We start from the raw sequence: 18711 nt of genomic DNA on the forward strand, positions 1-18711 counted from the left end.
TCGAACCCTTCCTGACGACTCGCGGCCGACGCTCAGTCCGGCTGGTAGACCGACGGGCGCAGCCGACCGATGTAGGGCAGGTCGCGGTACCGCTCGGCGTAGTCGAGGCCGTAGCCGACGACGAACTCGTTCGGGATGTCGAAGCCCACGTCGGCGACGTTCACCGGCGATCGCACCGCCTCCGGCTTGCGCAGCAGGGTGCACACCTCGAGCGTGCGCGGTGCACGGGTAGCCAGGTTCTTCATCAGCCACGAGAGGGTGAGCCCGGAGTCGATGATGTCCTCGACGATCAGCACGTCGCGTCCGGTGATGTCGCGATCGAGATCCTTGAGGATCCGCACCACCCCCGACGACGACGTCGACGAGCCGTAGCTCGACACCGCCATGAACTCCATCTGGGACGGGATCGGCAACGCCTTCGCGAAATCGGTCATGAACATCACCGCACCCTTGAGCACGCCGATCAGCACGAGATCCTCGTCGATGTCGGTGTAGCGGGCGGCCACCGAGTCGGCCAGCTCCTGGGTGCGCTGTTTGATCTGATCCTCGGTGATCAGGATGTCTTCGATGTCGTCGCCGTACGGGCCTGTGCGATGAGGACTGGGCACATCTCTAGCTTGTCATGCCGGTCATCGCCCGGGACAAAGACCACCACACTCGCCCCCTGCCGGTCGAGTAGGCACGAGCGCCCCCTGCCGGTCGAGTAGGCACGAGCGAGCGCAGCGAGCCCGAGCCGTATCGAGACCAGCCCGACCCGCACCCCCTGCCGGTCGAGTAGGCACGAGCGGCCCCCTGCCGGTCGAGTAGGCACGAGCGAGCGCAGCGAGCCCGTGCCGTATCGAGACCACCCTCAGCCCACCCGAAAACCAGATCGCGTAACACCGTCCACCATTCGTACGACAACCATCACAAGGATCGTGTGCCGTACATCACACTCCGATCACGAATCGCAACATTCGGCCACAAGCGACACATTCTCATTCACAACAGAACATTGATTTGTGACAGTTGAATCCGTCCGCAGCGGCGAAAAATGCCGGGGGCTAGGTCTTTTGTACTGCGAACAAATCAAATACGTCAAGCCCGACTCGAAAACGGCCATCCCGCCAGAGCCGATAACCCGAAAGTCACCCCATGCTCCCCGATCGGCACACCGGTTCATCCCGGCCCCATTCCCGCACCCCCCTCTGGTTACTCACCGTCATTTCCATTGCCACCGTGGCTGTTACGGCATTCGCCGGAACCGCACAGGCGGCACCGAACCCGAACAGACCGACCACCTACGACGTCTCGGTGGGCGGCGGCGCATTCAGCCTCACCGTGCACAACGGATCGATCAGCACCAATTCCGGATCGCTGGTGATCCGTAATTCTGCGGGCGCAGAGAAATTCCGAATGCCGTTATTTTACCGAAAGGAATATCGGCAATTCCCGATCGATGCGCGCACCGTCGGAAACAAGGCGACGCTGATACCGTCCCGAAACGTTGCCCGGTCGACACCGGTGAATCCGATCGAGGTTGAGGCGTTACGGGTGTCGGCAGCCAACCAGGTCGATGTACCGAAGACCAAACAAGAACGCGACGACCAGGCATTGGCACGGTTCAATCAAGTACTCGGCGCGGGGATGACCATCTCGCAGATCGTGGGAATAGCGCTGGGAGCCGTTATCGGCGGAATCGTCGGTTGCGTACCCGGCTTGGCCATCGCTGGCGTCGGATGCATCCCAGGCTTCCTAACCGGAGCTTCCATTGGAGCGGTCGTAGGTTTGCTGCTCGGCGGTGGCGGCACCCTGCTCATCGCCGGCATCCAGTATTTCCAAACGATCAACTCTCCCTTCGTGCCACCGAAGTAGGCACAACAGACAGACCAACCGGCCGGACGGTCCGCCTCCTCGAGCGACGAGGCGGGCCGTCGATCTGTCCGGACCTGCTGAACCGTTGCCGACCACTCGTCGACCGCCTGCCGCGGCATAACGACAGCCGCGCTCCGACCGCTTCGCGGTCTCGACGCAGCCACTCGCGCCCGTCGCAACCCTCGCTCCCGGCACCTGCTGCCCCAGTCACGGGTGAATGCGGCGGCTCCTGTCCCGCGCGGATGTAGCAGCACACATTTTTGCTCGCAGGTTCCGCGGATGGGCGGCGGCGAGTCCAGACGGTCGCCCGCCGTCGAGATCAGGTGAACCGCACCCGCACGGCGCGGTTGTTCCAGCCCTTGCCGATGGTTCCCAGCCGAGCGACGTCGTGGTCGATCCAGGTGGACTTCTTGCCGTCTTTGTCGACCAGTTGGTAGTTGCAGTGATACTTCTCGATCTTGTCCATCGAGCTCAACGCCTTGTAACCGTTGCTGCCCCGAAGCGGGATGCTGTAGTCGATGTCGTCGGTGCGCGGGCTGCACCCGCCCTTGCGAACCGGAAAGACGGTGATCTTTCCTTTGTAGTTCGGCTTGTTGGTGCCGATGGCGATGATCGACCAGCCTCGGGCTGCGGCCAACTGCTCGGCTTGTGCACGGTTTCCGACACATTGTTGCGTGCCGTCACCGTTGACGAGACAGGCCTCGCCGTCGCCGCCGATCGGCGGCGCCGGTTGGGCCGCGGCAACCCCGGTCCCCCACGCCGAGACGCCGACGATGAATCCGGCGGCCAGAGCACTGAATGTGGTTCTCTTGCTGTGCATTGCACTTCCTCCTCATTCGATCGGGAATCCAACACACGATGATTCGTCGACGGCCGACGTCGTATTACCACCGACGCCGAACGATCCGTCAAACGGACGACCCACCCATCGGCCGCCGCACATCACGCAACGACGATCTCGGCGGCCAAGTATCTGGCTAGTATCCTTGTCTCCCAACAGTTCTGAATAGACCACCCCGACGTCGGTCCACGCGACGGAACGGACGTCTCCGCGATCGTTGTGCCGTTTGAATTATTGCGGGGCCGTCGGCGAGGTGGGAGCGTGGTGGTTCACGTCGCGCGAATGCGGACCGACCCCGGAGCTGAGATGCCGGAAGGACAACGACGACAAACGAATCCGGGGCCGACGACACCGCGGCCTCACGCCGAGACGCCACGGGCACTGTTCGCCGGGTTGCTGTTGCTGTTCGCCTGGTACGTCGCGTTCATGGCGTGCGGCCTCCTGGGGGTGGTCCTCTTCAGTCGCGGATCTCCCGATCTATGGGACCTCGGCCCGGCTCTGGAGGTCATCAGCGGAGGCATCTTCTTCGTCGTCGGGACCATCGGGATCATCTTCGGGCGGTACGGGATCGGACGTCTGGCCGGAATCACCGAGGCCGGCGACGACGCGAGATTCGACGACGCCGGGGACTCCTGATGCCCTCCGACAACCAACTCCGAGCGGGAGGTGTGATGACGCAAATCCAACGGCGACAATGGAATCGACCTCCTGCACGCCGTCCACGGCCGCGCACGCTGCGCGCACGAATCGGATGGCTCCTCGTCCACTGCGCCTTGGTGGGGCTGTGGCTCGCGGTGCAGGTCGGGCTCGTCCTCGGCGGCGGCGTGCTGATCGTCGTGGGCTGGCCCGACCTGTGGGCAGCCGAACCGGTGATGCAGGTGATCGGCGGGGCACTGCTCATCATCGTGGGGATCGCCGTCTTCCTCGTGGTACCCGACCGGATCGAACGCTTCACCGGGATAGACGTCGGAGGTGCCGACGCCTCCGGCGGCTTCTGAGATTTCGTAGTAGTAATCCGCACCAGGCGCGGATTACTACTACGAACTTCGATTCAGGTCCAGAAGTCGGCCAGTGATCCCGCGAGAGCCCGGCCCTGGTCGTGGCCGACGCGCGCCGCGGTCGGCCGCAGCGAATAGTCCATCGCGTTGGCGCCGAAGAGATGCTCGGCGTCGTCGGTTGGACAGATCGTCTCGACTCGGCTGCCATGTGTCCTGAGGTCGGCGACCTGAGCAGCCAGGTCGAGCCCCCAGTCCGCCGGCGTCCGTGTCCGACCACCGAATGGCGACAGCACCAGAACTCGTGCGAATCCGTCTGCCAGATCGGCATTCTCGGCGTTGATCCGGTAGCCGCCGTCGATGAACAGATGATCACCGATGCGGTACGGGAGCCCGCTCGAACAGCTCGCGGCGACGGCGTCCACGAGGTCGATACCACTGTCACGGTCGAAGACGACCGGGTCACCGCTCTGCGCGTCGACCGCGGTGATCAGCACCGACCGTTGGGGCCACCGCTGATCGGGCAGCCGCGCGGCGACGATGTCCCGCCACCGTGTCGTCCACGAACCGTCCGACGTCGCATCCAGGTCGAGTGCCGCGGCGCCGAGCCTGCGGCGCATGTCGACGATGTCGGCGGAGTCCTCGACGATCCTGCGTGTGCGGTCCATGTGACCGGCTGCCGGACTTCGACGTGGGGATGCGGCGCCGGTACGCGGCGGCGGTACCGCGGCGACGGTGGCCGCGTACAGCTCCGTCGGCGTCGCGCCGGCGATCTGGGCGGCGGCCGTGGAGCCCGCCGACGTCCCGACGGTACGGTCGGCGGCGGTCACGTCGAGCCCTGCGTCGAACAGACCGGCGATGACGCCGATCAGCCATGCATTGCCGGTGGATCCGCCGCCGCCGAGGACCAGAGCACGTTCTCCGTCGGCGCCCATCCGGTCGGTGGCATCGAGGCGCGGCCGGTTGCGCTCGGACACGGCCTGGTTCAGGGGTGTCGCGGTGTGTGGTGAAGGTGTGGTGTTCATGGGAGTTGCCTTTCGCGAAATGCGGGTCGGACACTCCCCGATGACGACTACCTCGGTCGCGTGATCGTGGACTGGTGGGGAGCACCCGATGCGGATACTGCGAACATGGGGCTCACCTCCTTGCGTCGAATCACGATCGCCACGAGCCTAGCAACCCGTCGGCGCATCGCGCACCCGGTTTTCGGGGCCGGAAAGTCGTTTCGTAGTAATAATGCGCACCTCGCGCGCACTACGACTACGAACGTCGATTCGACCGCGCGACGAGCCGCACGGCCAACACGGCTCCGTCGCGATACACCACGCGCCGGGCCGTCGGGTCTCCGCCGATGGCGACATCGGCCCGCGACCGATCGTCGGCGACGAGGGCATCGACCGCGGAGATCACCCGATACGTCGGTTCGGTGGCCCCGACGACGATCAGCCATCGTCGGATCACCCGGGTTCGTAGTGCGACCGGATGACCCTGCAGGACAGTCGTATCGAGCTTCGTGGTGTCCAGCAGGTGTTCACCAGCTTCGGTGCCGGCGATCGCGCGGGCGTAGAGATCGTCGGCGAGCGCGTCGAGGGCGTCGTTGTCGGCCTGCAGCGACGCCGCGGTCCGCCCCAACGCTTCCACCACACCGCCCTGCAGGACCTCGTCGAGCAACGGCAACACCTCGGCTCGCAGGCGCACGCGGGTGAAACGCGGATTGCTGTTGTGCGGGTCGTGATGTGGGGCCAGACCGAGTTCGGTACACGCCGACAACGTGTCCGAGCGACGGACGCCGAGCAGCGGACGACCCCACGGCGAGTTCCACTCTCGCATCCCGGCGATCGACCGAGCTCCGGAACCTCGTGCGAGACCGAGCAATACGGTCTCGGCCTGATCGTCGGCGGTGTGCGCGAGCAACACCGGCCTACCCTCACGCGCATCGTCGAGGGCCGCATAGCGCGCCGTCCGCGCGGCCGCCTCCATCCCGCCGTCCGTCCCGACCTCGACGGTGAGCACGCGCGCCTGCGCCCCGAGCATCCGTGCGTCCTGCGCAGCCTGCGTCGCAACACCTGCCGATCCGGGTTGCAGACCGTGGTCGACGACGAGAGCCTCCACCGACAGGCCGGCGCGGACCGCACATGCGGTGAGCGCCAGGGAATCCGGCCCGCCGGACAGCGCGACACAGACCGTCGATGACGAAAGATGATCGCGCGCGAACTGCGCGACCGCCCGGGTCAGAGCACCCGCTGAATCCATGTGCGCGGCTCGTCGATCTCGGACGGGCGCGGCATGGTCTCCGGCGACGTCCAGATGGTGTTGAACGCATTCATGCCGACCGCGCCGACCACCTCGTCGACGAAAGCCTTGCCGCGCACGTACTGCGCGATCTTGGCGTCCATCCCGATGAGCGCTCGGATGATGCGCTGCACAGGGTTTCGGGGACCGGTGCGACGCTTGTCGAACGCCTCCCGGATGGACGCGACGGTCGGCACGTGCGCGGGACCGACAGCGTCCATGACGTGGTCGGCGTGGCCTTCGAGGAGCGTGCCCAGCATCATCATGCGGTTGAACGCCTCGTACTGCTCGGGGGTCTGCAACACCTGCATGACACCGAGTACGCCTTTCTCACGCGGCTTGTCGCCGCGGACCGCCTCGGTGAGCCGGCTCATCAATTCGGTGGTCGACTCGCCGGTGTCGGAGGTGAGGATCTCGATGTTGTCCACCATGTACTGCCGCAGCCAGGGATTGGCGGAGAACTGCACACGGTGGGTCACCTCATGCAGGCACACCCAGAGCCGAAAGTCGCTGGGCACCACGTGAAGCGCGCGTTCGACGCTGATGATGTTGGGCGCCACCACCATCAGCACACCCGGATCCCCGGTATCGGGGTCGGGAGTGAACGGATCGTACTGCCCGAGGATCGCGCCGGACAGGAACGCCAACAAACCGCCGGCCTGCAGCCCACCGACCTTGGCCGAGACGTCGGCGAACCGCGCCGAGATCCCGCCGAGAACACCCCCGTTGTCGGCGTCCACGCCATTCGTGTCGTCGGCGGCCCCGAGCATCGATTCCATCGACCGGGCCGCCGCGTCAACCCACTCGTTGCGGTCGAGGATGTGGGTCGTCGGGACGCGCAGCCCGTCGGCGAGCCCGGTCACCTCACGGACCGGGGCCTCGGCCCGGGTGGCCGCGTCGGCGAGCTCGGCATACGCGGCGTCGAGCGTGTACTGCGTGGTCTTGGGTCCGGGACGGGACAGCCGTTTACCGGTGGCCGCTGCCAACGACCAGTCGATGCGGGCACCGATCGACTCGTGCGTGTCGTCGGCGGCCGCCGCCACCGACGTGTCGTGCTGCAGTTCGCTGCTCATCGGCATCCACATTCCCTCAGTTCGCCTGCGACGTCGTCGAGGGCGGGTCGGGCGTCGGCCGGTGACGTACCGCCCGACATCAGCGCAAACGAGAGCACCCGCCCGTCGACGGTCTGGACTATCCCGGTCAACGAACTCACCCCGGTGAGGGTTCCCGTCTTGGCGCGCACCCAGCCGGCGCCGGGGTTGCTGTTCGGGTCGAAACGGTCGGCGAGTGTCCCGGTGCCCGCGGCCACCGGCAGACCGTCGAGCATCGGTCGCATCAGCGGCTGTGAGGGTCCACCGGCCCCGGCCATCAGCTTGTCCAGCAGTGCGGCGGGTACGAGGTTGGCGTACGAGAGACCCGACGCATCCCGGAGGGTGACCTCGCCCATGTCGAAACCGTGTTCGGAGAGCACGCCCTTCACCGCGGCCACGCCGCCGGCCAGGCTCGCCGGGCCGCCCCGCGCCGCCGACAACTCCACCGACAGCGTCTCGGCGAGCACGTTGTCGCTGAAGCGCATCATGTCGTTCACCCGCGTCACCAGTGGCGCCGACTGCACCTGCGCCACCACCTGGGCACCCGTCGGCGCCGACTCCTCGGTGACGTCGGACTTCACATCGAGCGCGTCGGCGAGCGCCTGCCCGGCCGTCATCGCCGGATTCGCCACCCGCGGCGAGTACTCGTCGAGCGGGTCGATCCGACCGCCGTCGGCCATCAACGACTCGATCGGGGCGATGTCACCACCGGCGATGTCGCGAGGGTCCCAGGTGCGGTCCATCGTCGGACCGGTGAACGCGCTGGTGTCGACGGCCACCGAGGTGACCCGGATGCCTGCCTTGCGGATCTGTGCGGCGAGGTCGGCGATACGGGGGGCGTCGGTGTAGAACGTCTCGGCACGGTTGGGCTGCGCCGAGAGCGTCGGATCGCCGGCGCCCTTGAGGATGACCTGGCCGTCGGCGCCGACGACGACGGTCGTGGTGAGACGTTTGTCGTGCGGCAACGCAAGGAGCGCGGCGGACGCCGTGAGGATCTTGGCGTTCGACGCCGGTGTGCGCGGCGTGGTCGGGCTGTCGGACCACAGCGTCGCCCCGGTCAGCGCGTCACTGATCTGTCCCGTGAACTGGCCGAGGTCGGGCGCGCGTACCGCGGCGGCGATCTGACGCTGCACGCCGGCTGCCGTCGGCTCCGGGGCGTTCGGCGAGACCGCGTTGATCTGCGGGTTCAGGGTCACCGCCGCCGGCTGCGGCGGGATGCCCGGCGGTAGTTCGTCGGACTTGTCCAACTGCAGGGCGACGACCACCGCACCGACGGCGATCAGCACGAGGACCACCACCGAGACGGTCGTCCACACCAGCGTTCGGCGAGTCGATCTGCGCAGTGCGCCCACAGAACCTCCGGGTCGGTGCCATTGGGGTGTCACCCCGACGTCTCGGACTAAACAGTATCGTTGAGGCGATCTGCGCAGGCGACCCGCGGCATTCCACGGGCTGGCTGCCGTCACCACCAGCGAAAACACATGCCAGGAGGAACCGTGGAATTCGATGTGACCATCGAGATCCCGAAGGGTAGCCGCAACAAGTACGAGGTCGACCACGAGACGGGCAAGATCTATCTCGACCGCTACCTCTACACGTCGTTCGGCTACCCGGCCGACTACGGCTACATCGACGGCACGCTCGGCGAGGACGGCGATCCGCTCGACGCGCTCGTGCTGCTGCCCGAGTCGGTCTACCCGGGCGTCATCGTCAAGTCCCGCGTCGTCGGCATGTACACGATGACCGACGAGGCCGGCGGCGACGACAAACTGCTGTGCGTCCCGGCCGGCGACGTCCGGTGGGACCACATCCAGGACATCGGCGACGTCAGCGAGTACGAGCTCGGACCGATCTCGCACTTCTTCGAGCACTACAAGGACCTCGAGCCCGGCAAAGAGGTCCAGCCCGGCGGTTGGGTCGGCAAGGACCAGGCCGAGAAGGTGGCCCAGGAGGCCATCGAACGTCTCGCCAAGCATCCCGAAGACGCCAACGAGCCATCGCGCGGGTAGCGGTTCGCCCTCGCTCGCGCGAGAGCAACCGGTTTTCCGCCGATAGCAACCGGATCCGCGCTGACAGCAACCGGATCTCCGCCGACAGCAACCACCAAGTCGCCGACAGCAACCGACGTCCGCCTCATCACGAGGTCGGATGGTTGCTGTCGGCGGCTTTTTGGTTGCTGTCGCGTGCTCAGCTCGTAGTCGGCGCCGTTGTCCAGCTCACCGACGCGATGCCCCGGGCAGCCGCAAACCGCTCGCCCTGACCCATCCCCACACCCGCCAGCCACAGCAAGCACGATCCGAACGACTGTGCGCCGGCCGAATCGGGACGCGACCGCGTCAGGATCATGGCTGCTGTCGACGGGAATCCGGATGCTGTCAGCGCGAAATAAGTTGCTGTCAGCGCAGAACGAGTTGCTACCGGCAGGGCACGGGTTGCTGTCAGCGGGGATCAGGTTGCTGTCAGCGGGAAATGGGTTGCTGTCGCGGGGGTACGGGTTGCTGTCAGCGAAAATCCGGTTGCTGTCGCGGGGGTACGGGTTGCTGTCACGGTGGGCACGGACGGAAGGCCGGCCCGGCCGGCAGCGGGGACAGGAGGTCCGACCGCCCGCCGGGCCGGGCCGGAGGGCTACTCCGTCGCCGCCACCGGCCGGCCGGTGCGCAGCGGCAGTTCCTTCCAGGTGATCGTGCCGATGATGGCGAGCAACGACATGATCGACACCGACAGGAACACCGTGTCCATCGCGTCGGCGAACCCCACCTTGATCGGACGGGCCAGCTCCGACGGCAGCTTGCTGATCACCGAGGTGTCCGACATGACGCTCGACGACGCCGACGACTCGCCTGGGTGCTGGGCGGCCGTGACAAGCGACTGGCCGAACTGACGCACCTGCTCGTCGTCACTCTGGGTGGCCGCCATGACCGCGGTCCGGAACTCCGGTTGCGTTGCCGCCGTGGTCATCTCGTCCTGGATGTTCGGTCCCATCAATGAGAAGAGAACCGAGAAGAAGACCGCGACACCCATCGTCCCGCCGATCTGACGGAAGAACGTCGAGGTGCCCGTGGACAGCCCCATGTCCTTGGGCGGCAAGATGTTCTGCATGGCCAGCATGATGGGCTGCATCAGGTTGCCCAGGCCGAAGCCGATCAGCGCGGCGATGAGCATCACCAGATACACCGGGGTGTCGACCGACACCAGGTGCATGAGGAACGTGCCGACGGTGATCAGCACCGAACCCATGATCGGGTAGATCTTGTAGCGGCCGGTGCGCGAGATCAACTGGCCGGACACGATCGAGCCGGTCATCAGACCGAGCACCATCGGCAACATCTGCAGTCCGGCGACCATCGGGCTGGAACCACGCAACACCTGGTAGTACTGCGGCAGCATCGAGATGCCACCGAACATGGCCGCACCCACGATCACCGAGATCAGAATGCCCTGCGAGAAGATCGGATTGCGGAACACCCGCAACGGGATCAGCGCGTCGTCGCCCATGAGGTGTTCGATCCAGATGAAGGCCCCGATGCCGACAACACCGACGAGGTAGCACAGCAGCGACCATCCCGACGTCCACCCCCACTCACGACCCTGCTCGGCGACGATGAGCAGCGGGGCCACCGCGACGGCGAGAGCCGTTGCGCCCCAATAGTCGGTGCGTCCGCCCGCCCCCTTCTGCTGGTCGTAGTTGAGCACCTTGTAGATCAGGCCGAGCGCGACGATGCCGATCGGCACGTTCACCAGGAACACCCATCGCCACCCACTGACCCACAGGATCGAATCCTGGCCTGCGAACAGTCCACCGAGGACCGGTCCCAGCACACTCGACGTCCCGAAGACGGCGAGGAAGTATCCCTGATACTTGGCGCGTTCCCGCGGCGGCACGATGTCGCCGATCGTGGTGAGCGCCAACGTCATCAGGCCGCCGGCACCCAATCCCTGAAACGCCCGGAACGCGGCGAGCTCGTACATCGACGTCGCGATGCTGCACAGCAGCGAGCCGATCACGAAGATCGTGATGGCGAGCATGAAGAACGGTTTGCGGCCGTAGAGGTCGGACAGCTTGCCGTACAGCGGGGTCACGATGGTGGCGGTCACCAGGTAGGCCGTCGTCGCCCACGCCTGCATGTCGTAGCCGTTGAGATCGTCGGCGATGGTGCGGATCGCGGTGGACACGATCGTCTGGTCGAGCGCGGCGAGGAACATCGCGCTCATCAATCCGGCGAGTACCGTCAGGATCTGACGATGACTCAGACCCGCACCGGCCACCTCATCGTGCGCCGCGGGGCTGGTGGCGGCCGACGATTCTGTCATAGCTTTCCTTTCACGAACCCGACCGTTTCCCGACCCGACTCGACCACTGCGGCCGGGTCGACCGGGTCAACCCGCCTGGGCGGTATCGGGTTGGGTCAACGCCTCCGAGGACGAATCCTCTTGGGCCACAGGACTCTTGACCATCGGCGGCGCGACGAACGACTCCGCCGCGGTGACGAACCGGTCCAACAGACGCACCAGCGTGTGCAGGTCGTCGTCGGTCCAGTCGGGCATCGATTCACCCATCGCGGCCCGACGCACCTCACGCATCGCAGCCACCTTGTTACGGCCCTCCTCGGTGATCACGAGCAGCGTCGCGCGCCCGTCGTCGGGATCGGCCTCACGACGCACCAACCCCAGATCGACGAGCTGCGCCACGTGACGGCTGACCGTCGACGGATCGGCGTTGAGGGTCTCGGCGAGTTCGCGCGACCGCATCGGCTCGCGTTTGAGATAGATGAGCCCCTTGAACGCCGCGGTTTCGTACTCGCCGTCGTTGGTCCGGAACGTCGTGTGTGCGGCCCGATCCCGGATGCGCACGTATCGGGCGAGCACCTCGAACAACTCGTCCACGGCATGTTCGTCGAGCATGTCCACCTCCCACCGTCGACGTCGCGACCCGTCGAGGCGTCGCCTCGTGGGGCCGTCCCCCGCCCGGATTGTTTCTGTCTACAACTAGTTGTTCACCGCAATCAGTTAGTGGAAATCTTGCGCCCCTTCGCGGCGCAGTGCAAGTTCGGGCGGGGTGGCGGCCACCCGGCGGTGTGGTCGCCGACGTCCTACGATCGGAACTCGTGACCTCCCAGCCTCCGCATTCGGCCGATGACCGCCCCGCATTCACGACGTTGCCCGACCTTGCTCTGCGCGACCTGGGCGCCGCGGTGGTGTGGACCAACGACGATCTGTTCGCGGAGGCCCAGAACCTGATCAAGACACCACCGGCGCAGTATCAGCCGTCCACGTTCGGCAACAAGGGCCAGATCTACGACGGCTGGGAATCCCGACGTCGACGTCAGGCGGGTGTCGACCACGCCATCGTGCGGCTCGGCGCGCCCGGGGTGATCGCCGGTGTCGTCGTCGACACGTCCTGGTTCAGGGGCAACTACCCGCCGCACATCTCGGTGGAGGCGGCCACCGTCGACGCGACGGTACCGGTACAGCAGTTGGTCGACGACACCGAGTGGGTCACCATCGTCGAGAAGAGCCCCGTCGACGGTGACGCTCAGAACCCGTTCGCCGTCGATGCGAAGCAACGTTTCACCCACGTCCGACTCACCATGCATCCCGACGGTGGCGTCGCCCGCTTCCGCGTTCACGGCCGCGCGGCACCCGACCCGCGATTCCTGCGCTCCGGCCCGTTCGACCTCGCCGCGCTGGAGAACGGTGGTCGGGTCACGGCCTGTTCCAACATGTTCTACAGCTCCCCCAACAACATGTTGATGCCCGGCCGGGCCCGACACATGGGCGAGGGCTGGGAGACGGCGCGGCGGCGCGACGACGGCAACGACTGGGTGGAGATCCGTCTCGCCGGTCGCGGTCACGTCGGGCTCGTCGAACTCGACACCAGCTACTTCCTCGGCAATGCGCCGGGCGCCGCCACCGTCCGCGGCCGCGACGGCGACTCCGACTGGTTCGACGTGGTGCCGCGCACCGATCTGCTGCCGGACACCCGCCACCGTTTCGTCGTCGACGTCGACCGCCCGATCACCGAAGCCCGCATCGACGTCTATCCCGACGGCGGCATGGCCCGCATCCGGATCTTCGGCACGCTCACCGAGGACGGCGAGACCGCACTCGTCGAGCAGTGGGAACACGGCGAGCGGTAGGACTGCCGAGGGTTGCTCGGCTCTGTCGTTTCGCCACTCGGATGTCGTAGGTCCTCGCTACCGTTCTAGCTGCGACGGATTTTCTGGGGCCACGGATTTTCGGGGCGACGGAGCTTCTGCGGCAGAGGTTTTTCTGGGGGCGACGAACTTTCCCAGGGCGACGGAAGGCGACGATCATGCACACCCACCACACCATCGACTACATCGAACTCGGGGTCACCGACCTCGCGGCCGCCCGCACGTTCTACGAACAGGCGTTCGGCTGGCGGTTCAACGACTACGGACCCGACTACGCCGGGATCGCCGCACCCGACGGCGACGGTGAGATCGGCGGACTCAATCCCGGCCGGTCCCCCGGTCGCGCCGGACCGTTCGTGCTGTTGTTCTCCGACGATCTCGATGCCAGCGTCGCAGCCGTCACCGCGGCCGGCGGTGAGGTCGTCGACGGTCCGTATGAGTTCCCGGGTGGTCGGCGATTCCACTTCCTCGACCCGAGCGGCAACGAGTTGGGCGTCTGGGCGCAGTCCTGACCTTTCGAGACGCGCCCACCGCGGCACTCTGCAAGCGGTCCCGCATTCACCTCGCTTCGCGGTTTCCACCTTCGCGCGCGCGAAGGTGGAAACCGCGAGGTGAGGTGGCTACGTCGACGGCGCGACGGTCACCCGCGTGTGGGCGACGGCGTCACCGAGGATCTTGTGCAGGTTGTAGATCGGGCGGTGCGACTCGAACTGCGTCTCGTAGGGCACCTTCATCTGCGCGACCAACTGACCGAAGCGGTTGTCGACCTGGTCCTGATAGCGCGGCAGCAATTCGGTGGTGACGTACTTCCACCGCAGATCGAAGCGCGACCAGTCCCAGTCCGGGATCGGTGTGTCGATCCGCACCCGGCGACCGTCCGGAGTCCGTCCGGTGTAGGTGAACGGGATGAAGTCGCGCAACGCGGGCACCCCGGCGACCGACGGCGATCCGGCCAGCGTCATCGCGTAGGTCAGCGCCGACCCCACCCCGTCGGCCTTGCGGTAGTTGCGTACATTGTCGAACTGCCATCCGACGACGTCGTATTGTTCACGGCGCAAGAGGGTTTCGTTGCCCTTGGCGACACGGGCGTGGTTCCCCGAGGCAATGTCGCGCCACGCGCCGACGATCCCGTCGTCGATCAGACCGGCCCGCCGGAACTCCTCGATGCCGCGCAACCCGTCGCGCACGAAAGCCACGTGCAGCGGCATGAGGTCGGTGAAGATCGCCTTCTGCATCACCAGGATCTGCTTGCTGAACCAGTCGAGATCTGCGGGGGTGATCTTGTCGGCGTGGTAGGCGAGATTGCGCAGCCCCTCCGGGAACTCACCGATGACACCGGGTCCGACGACCTGCACGGCCTTGTCGATGATCTGCGCGGCCAGCGGTTGCAGCCCGGGCAGTCGATAGATGTCGCCGGCAAGCACCACATCGGCTGTGCCACCGCCGAAGTCGGCGCCCACCATGCCGGCCATACCCGCCCATTGGAGGGTGCGGTGGTTGATCTGGAAGTTCTCGTAGAGCCGGTAACCCTTGATCATGTTGCGTCGTGTCGCATGGAATCCCTTGGCCGGATCCCAGGTCGCGAGGTCGATGCCCGCCTGACTCGTCGCCTGCACGAGGCGGTATTGGAAGAGCAGCGCGCCGTACCGTCGGGGCTCGACATCGCTTGCGCGAGCGGCTGTCACGAGCCGGGTAAGCTGCCCGAGATCGGTCGGCAACGCCCGGTTGACCCCACCGCCGGACTTGTCGGCGAATCGGTTCGTCAGCGGGAGATCGAGGTAACGCTCGAAGGTCGCGGCCTGGGCAGGCGCGGGCTGTGTCACCGCGCCGAGCAGGACACACATCATCGCGACCACCGATGCGGCCAGTCGTCCACGGATCGGTGCGGCGGTGATTGCTCTCATCGTTCTCCTGGGCTGCCGTCTGATGCTCGCGGAAGTTCGCGGCGCGTGACGGTGCCCCCGTCGCGATCCCCCTCGCCACGACGCCTTCTCGACGTCGCCCAGTCGTCGACGACCGGATTCGCAGGACGTTACTGAGAGGTAAGAAACGGTGTCAAAGCGGACTCGAGCCCGGCCCAGAGGCCTGATCACGGCCTCTACCAGCGCCGACACCGCATCGGCGCATACGAGGCGGTGAGACATCACACAGGATCGGTCTCATCGTCGGCGCGCATCAGTTGGTAGGAGTAACGCGCGTCCGGTACGCACTACTCCTACGAACTACAACTGCCTACAGCGCAACCCACCCTGCCCGGGTCAGGCCACCCGGCCTCGCTTGAGCGCGAGAAGCGGCAGGACCTCCTCGCGTGTGCGCGTCGCCGTCGCCGACCCGTCGAGCGGCACGATGATCACCGCATCAGCGATCTCGGCGACGTAGATGTCGTGGATCAACGACGCCAACCCCGACGGCGTCCCGACGTAACGAATGGTCTCCGCATCGTCGCCTGCGGTGTTCACCGCCGACGCCCGCGCCGACGCCGGATGCGGGGCGATGGCCGCCTCCACTTCCAACGCCACGACGAAGTTCGCCGGGTCGTGAGTGCCCGACCGCAGCAACGATCGGGTCCGCTGCGCGTCACGCAGCGTGGGGCGACGCACGACGATCGAGAATGACTGCGCGGCTTCGTCTCCCGCCAAGGCAACCTGCAACGACGGGCGTCCGATGCTGATCGGCCCGAGGGTACGCGGCACGTACTCGATGGTCACGCTCTCCTCCTGTTCCCGGTGAGCCCACGCAGGGCGTCGACCAGACGGTCGATGTCGTCGGAATCGGTTCCCAACCCGAAGCTCGCGCGCACCGCGCCGTCGGGGTGGCCGAGTCGCTTCAACACCGGATGGGCACAGAACTTGCCGTCCCGCACGCCGATTCCCGCACTCTCACTGAGATGTTCGGCGACCTCGCGCGGCGCCCGGCCGGTCACGTCGAATCCGGCGATGCCCACCCGATCGGTGGTGTCGGCGAAGATGCTCAGACGTTCGACACCGTCGATGGAGGCAAGTCCGTCGTCGAGGTGGGCGCGCAGGAACTCCTCATGCAGTCCGATGGTCTCGAAGCCGATGCTCTCCAGAGCATCGCAGGCCGCGGCAATCGCGATCGCGCCCAATACATTCGGCGAGCCGGCCTCATGACGGGCGGGACCCGTGTGCCACGCGATGTCGGCGGGCGACTCTCCGGTGACATCGACATCCGCGGACGCTCCGCCACCGGACAGGTAGGGCGCGGCGGCGTCGAGCCAGTCCGGCCTGCCGATCAGCACACCCGCACCGAACGGGGCGTAGAGCTTGTGCCCCGAGAACACCAGGTAGTCGATGCCGTGCGACACCAGGGACACCGGACGGTGGGCGACCAACTGGGCCGCGTCGACGAGGATGCGTGCGCCGTGACGATGCGCGATCGCCGCCAACCGGGAGATCGGCAAGACCTCGCCGGTCACGTTCGATGCCGCGGTCACCGCGAGCAACGCCGCAGGCTTGGCGGCGAGTTCGGCTTCGAGCGCGTCGAGCGTGTCGTCGAGGGTGGTGCAGGCCGGGACGATCCGAGCCCGCGACGATCCGTCGCGATCGGGTGCACACCACGGCAGCAGGTTCGCGTGGTGTTCGATGTCGAGGACCACCACGTCACCGCGGGTGATGTGGGCCGCGAGGTTGATCGCGTCGGTGGTGCCGCGGGTGAACACCACCGCGTCGTCGACGCGGCCGCGGACAAACCGACGCACCGTCTCGCGTGCGGCCTCATAGCGGCGGGTGGTGATCTGCGACAGATGGCCGGCACCGCGGTGCACGCTCGCATACTGCGTCAGCGACGCCTGCACCGTCTGCGCCACCTCGGCCAGTGCGGGCGCGCTGGCCGCGTAGTCGAGGTTGGCGTAGCGCACGGTGCCACCACTGCGCAGCGGCACCTGTTCGTCGGCGCCGACCACCCTGGCCAGGGCGGGAACGGTGGGTGTGTGGTCGGTGACGATGGTGCCGACTGCGTGGTCGGCGACCGGACCTGACGCGACGACGACGCGGCCGAGATCGGTTCGGGGTGTCGAGAGGACAGCGGTCATGGCAATACTCCTGGGAATCCGCACTTGCCGTGATCACCTCGACCACGGCCGGGTCGTCACCCGGAGCACCCCACCGCGGAGGAGGGTTGCCGACCAGCTAGCCGGGGCTTGTCACTGGTGCTCGTGACCCGCATTCAGGTTGGCCGATGCCGCCGTGACGTGTCAATTTGCAATCACCGTGCGCAAAAAGGCGGTGAACTGCACGCGGGTAGCGTGGCACCCATGGCTCCGCTCGCCGCCGCATCCGGCTCCGACGACACCGAGGTGTTCGTCCTGTCGCGCCCCCATGGCACCGTCCGCGCGCACGGTCGCGTCGCGTCGTTCGACGATGTCACCTCGGCCGGTGACGCGTTGCGATCCGGGGCCGTCGACGCGATCGTCGGGGCCATCCCATTCGACGTGGCCGGGCGCGCGGCGCTGATCGCTCCCGCATCGTTGGTGCGGTCGACCGAACCGGTCACCGGTGCTCCCGCTCCAGCTCACCGTGTCGTCGAACAGACGTTGCGGCCCACCGCCGTCGAGCATCGCGACCGGGTCGCCGACGTCGTCAAACGCATCGTCGACGGTGAGGCCGAGAAGGTGGTGCTGGCCCGGTCGATGGACCTGCGGGTCGAACCCGCCGTCGAGGTCCCCGACCTGTTGTCGGCGTTCGCTCACGGCAACGCCGAGCACAACGCGTTCGCGGTCGCGCTGGGCGCCGCCGGCTGGCTGGTCGGCTCGACTCCGGAGTTGTTGCTACGCAAGGAAGGTCGCGAGGTAACCTGCCGCCCTTACGCAGGGTCGGCACCGCGCTCGGACGACCCCGAGCTCGACCGCGCGGCAGCCGACTCGCTCGCGGCGTCGGTCAAGGACCGGGCCGAACACGCATTCGTCGTGGACTACCTCCGAGACCGCCTCGCGCCGCTGTGCGCCGACCTCGACGTGCCGACCGAACCCGAAGTGCGCTCGACGGGTGAGATCTGGCACCTCGCCACACCCATCCGCGCGACCCTGCGTGACGAGACGATCACCGCCCTCGACCTCGCGGTCGCTCTCAGCCCCACTCCCGCGGTCTGCGGAACGCCGAGTGATGTTGCCGCACAGATCATCGCCGAGATCGAAGGTGATCGCGGACTGTACGGGGGCACGGTCGGTTGGTGCGACGCCGACGGCGACGGCGAGTGGATGGTCACGATCCGCTGTCTCGAACTGTCGGCTGACGGCCACTCGCTACGCACCTGGGCCGGCGGCGGCATCGTCGCGCAGTCCGACCCGCAGGCCGAGCTCGACGAGACCACGGCCAAGTTCCGCACCGTCCGCAACGCGCTGGGGCTCGACGACGCCTGACGACGGCTCGTGGCTTCGCGGAGTCGGGCGGGTGTGGTGGGCTCGATGGGTTGCGTTGCGTTGTTGCCCTCGGGATCTCGGGGTCACGAGGTCTCGATACGCTCCC

Annotated in this window: 18 protein-coding genes and 1 riboswitch; of the genes, 7 read left to right on the plus strand and 11 right to left on the minus strand. The window is 66.8% G+C overall.

Annotated elements, in window-relative coordinates; genetic code table 11:
- Positions 1–32: 32 nt before the first annotated feature.
- Positions 33–608 carry a hypoxanthine phosphoribosyltransferase gene (gene hpt, locus AAFP35_RS23810; RefSeq protein ID WP_419224150.1) on the minus strand — a complete coding sequence of 192 codons (576 nt, stop codon included), beginning with the start codon at positions 606–608 and terminating at the stop codon, positions 33–35.
- Positions 609–1134: 526 nt separating this feature from the next.
- Here hpt and AAFP35_RS23815 point away from each other — a divergent pair.
- On the plus strand, positions 1135–1854 hold the full coding sequence (locus AAFP35_RS23815; RefSeq protein ID WP_419224151.1) for a glycine zipper family protein: 720 nt from the start codon (positions 1135–1137) through the stop codon (positions 1852–1854).
- A 319-nt stretch (positions 1855–2173) separates the two neighbouring features.
- Here AAFP35_RS23815 and AAFP35_RS23820 read toward each other — a convergent pair whose 3' ends face one another.
- The gene (locus AAFP35_RS23820; protein ID WP_419224152.1) at positions 2174–2674 is read right to left on the minus strand and encodes a hypothetical protein; all 501 of its coding nucleotides are present in this window, start codon (positions 2672–2674) and stop codon (positions 2174–2176) included.
- A gap of 327 nt (positions 2675–3001) precedes the next feature.
- On the opposite strand from AAFP35_RS23820, the gene AAFP35_RS23825 reads away from it, so the two are divergent.
- Both AAFP35_RS23825 and AAFP35_RS23830 read left to right on the plus strand, forming a co-directional pair.
- Positions 3002–3331: a hypothetical protein gene (locus AAFP35_RS23825; protein WP_419224153.1), complete on the plus strand. Its 330-nt coding sequence runs from the start codon at positions 3002–3004 to the stop codon at positions 3329–3331.
- A gap of 35 nt (positions 3332–3366) precedes the next feature.
- Positions 3367–3693 carry a hypothetical protein gene (locus AAFP35_RS23830; protein ID WP_419224154.1) on the plus strand — a complete coding sequence of 109 codons (327 nt, stop codon included), beginning with the start codon at positions 3367–3369 and terminating at the stop codon, positions 3691–3693.
- 53 nt (positions 3694–3746) lie between these two features.
- Here AAFP35_RS23830 and AAFP35_RS23835 read toward each other — a convergent pair whose 3' ends face one another.
- The 4 genes from AAFP35_RS23835 to dacB form a co-directional block, all read right to left on the minus strand.
- Positions 3747–4715 carry a patatin-like phospholipase family protein gene (locus AAFP35_RS23835; RefSeq protein WP_419224155.1) on the minus strand — a complete coding sequence of 323 codons (969 nt, stop codon included), beginning with the start codon at positions 4713–4715 and terminating at the stop codon, positions 3747–3749.
- Positions 4716–4950: 235 nt separating this feature from the next.
- Positions 4951–5943, minus strand: coding sequence for a tRNA lysidine(34) synthetase TilS (gene tilS, locus AAFP35_RS23840; RefSeq protein ID WP_419224156.1), 993 nt, complete (start codon positions 5941–5943; stop codon positions 4951–4953).
- On the minus strand, positions 5922–7055 hold the full coding sequence (locus AAFP35_RS23845) for a zinc-dependent metalloprotease (RefSeq protein ID WP_419224157.1): 1134 nt from the start codon (positions 7053–7055) through the stop codon (positions 5922–5924). Before AAFP35_RS23845 ends, tilS begins: the two co-directional genes overlap by 22 nt.
- A complete protein-coding gene (gene dacB, locus AAFP35_RS23850; RefSeq protein ID WP_419224182.1) occupies positions 7052–8371 on the minus strand; it encodes a D-alanyl-D-alanine carboxypeptidase/D-alanyl-D-alanine-endopeptidase in 1320 nt (439 codons plus the stop codon). Before dacB ends, AAFP35_RS23845 begins: the two co-directional genes overlap by 4 nt.
- A gap of 198 nt (positions 8372–8569) precedes the next feature.
- On the opposite strand from dacB, the gene AAFP35_RS23855 reads away from it, so the two are divergent.
- Positions 8570–9082, plus strand: a complete 513-nt coding sequence (locus AAFP35_RS23855; protein ID WP_419224158.1) for an inorganic diphosphatase — start codon at positions 8570–8572, stop codon at positions 9080–9082.
- A 616-nt stretch (positions 9083–9698) separates the two neighbouring features.
- On the opposite strand, the gene AAFP35_RS23860 is transcribed toward AAFP35_RS23855, so the two are convergent.
- Positions 9699–11384 carry an MDR family MFS transporter gene (locus AAFP35_RS23860; RefSeq protein WP_419224159.1) on the minus strand — a complete coding sequence of 562 codons (1686 nt, stop codon included), beginning with the start codon at positions 11382–11384 and terminating at the stop codon, positions 9699–9701.
- Positions 11385–11450: 66 nt separating this feature from the next.
- Positions 11451–11975 (minus strand): MarR family winged helix-turn-helix transcriptional regulator, encoded by a 525-nt coding sequence (locus AAFP35_RS23865; RefSeq protein ID WP_419224160.1) that lies wholly within the window; start codon positions 11973–11975, stop codon positions 11451–11453.
- 203 nt (positions 11976–12178) lie between these two features.
- On the opposite strand from AAFP35_RS23865, the gene alc reads away from it, so the two are divergent.
- Entirely contained in the window at positions 12179–13210 is a 1032-nt protein-coding gene (alc, locus tag AAFP35_RS23870; protein WP_419224161.1) for an allantoicase, read from the plus strand.
- Between the two features lie 176 nt (positions 13211–13386).
- The gene (locus tag AAFP35_RS23875; RefSeq protein WP_419224162.1) at positions 13387–13740 is read left to right on the plus strand and encodes a VOC family protein; all 354 of its coding nucleotides are present in this window, start codon (positions 13387–13389) and stop codon (positions 13738–13740) included.
- Between the two features lie 108 nt (positions 13741–13848).
- Here the strand turns inward: AAFP35_RS23875 and AAFP35_RS23880 are convergent, their stop codons facing one another.
- From AAFP35_RS23880 to AAFP35_RS23890, 3 genes are all read right to left on the minus strand, one after another.
- A complete protein-coding gene (locus AAFP35_RS23880) occupies positions 13849–15132 on the minus strand; it encodes a hypothetical protein (protein WP_419224163.1) in 1284 nt (427 codons plus the stop codon).
- A gap of 354 nt (positions 15133–15486) precedes the next feature.
- Positions 15487–15936 carry a hypothetical protein gene (locus tag AAFP35_RS23885; RefSeq protein WP_419224164.1) on the minus strand — a complete coding sequence of 150 codons (450 nt, stop codon included), beginning with the start codon at positions 15934–15936 and terminating at the stop codon, positions 15487–15489.
- Positions 15933–17279 carry an aminotransferase class V-fold PLP-dependent enzyme gene (locus tag AAFP35_RS23890; RefSeq protein WP_419224165.1) on the minus strand — a complete coding sequence of 449 codons (1347 nt, stop codon included), beginning with the start codon at positions 17277–17279 and terminating at the stop codon, positions 15933–15935. The genes AAFP35_RS23885 and AAFP35_RS23890 overlap by 4 nt, the downstream gene beginning before the upstream one ends.
- 15 nt (positions 17280–17294) lie before the next feature.
- A riboswitch (SAM riboswitch) is annotated at positions 17295–17408 on the minus strand.
- A 93-nt stretch (positions 17409–17501) separates the two neighbouring features.
- Between AAFP35_RS23890 and AAFP35_RS23895 the strand changes: the two genes are divergently transcribed.
- The gene (locus tag AAFP35_RS23895) at positions 17502–18605 is read left to right on the plus strand and encodes an isochorismate synthase (RefSeq protein ID WP_419224166.1); all 1104 of its coding nucleotides are present in this window, start codon (positions 17502–17504) and stop codon (positions 18603–18605) included.
- Positions 18606–18711 lie beyond the last annotated feature (106 nt).

The sequence above is a fragment of the Gordonia sp. CPCC 206044 genome (assembly GCF_048537895.1).
Taxonomy (GTDB): Bacteria; Actinomycetota; Actinomycetes; order Mycobacteriales; family Mycobacteriaceae; genus Gordonia.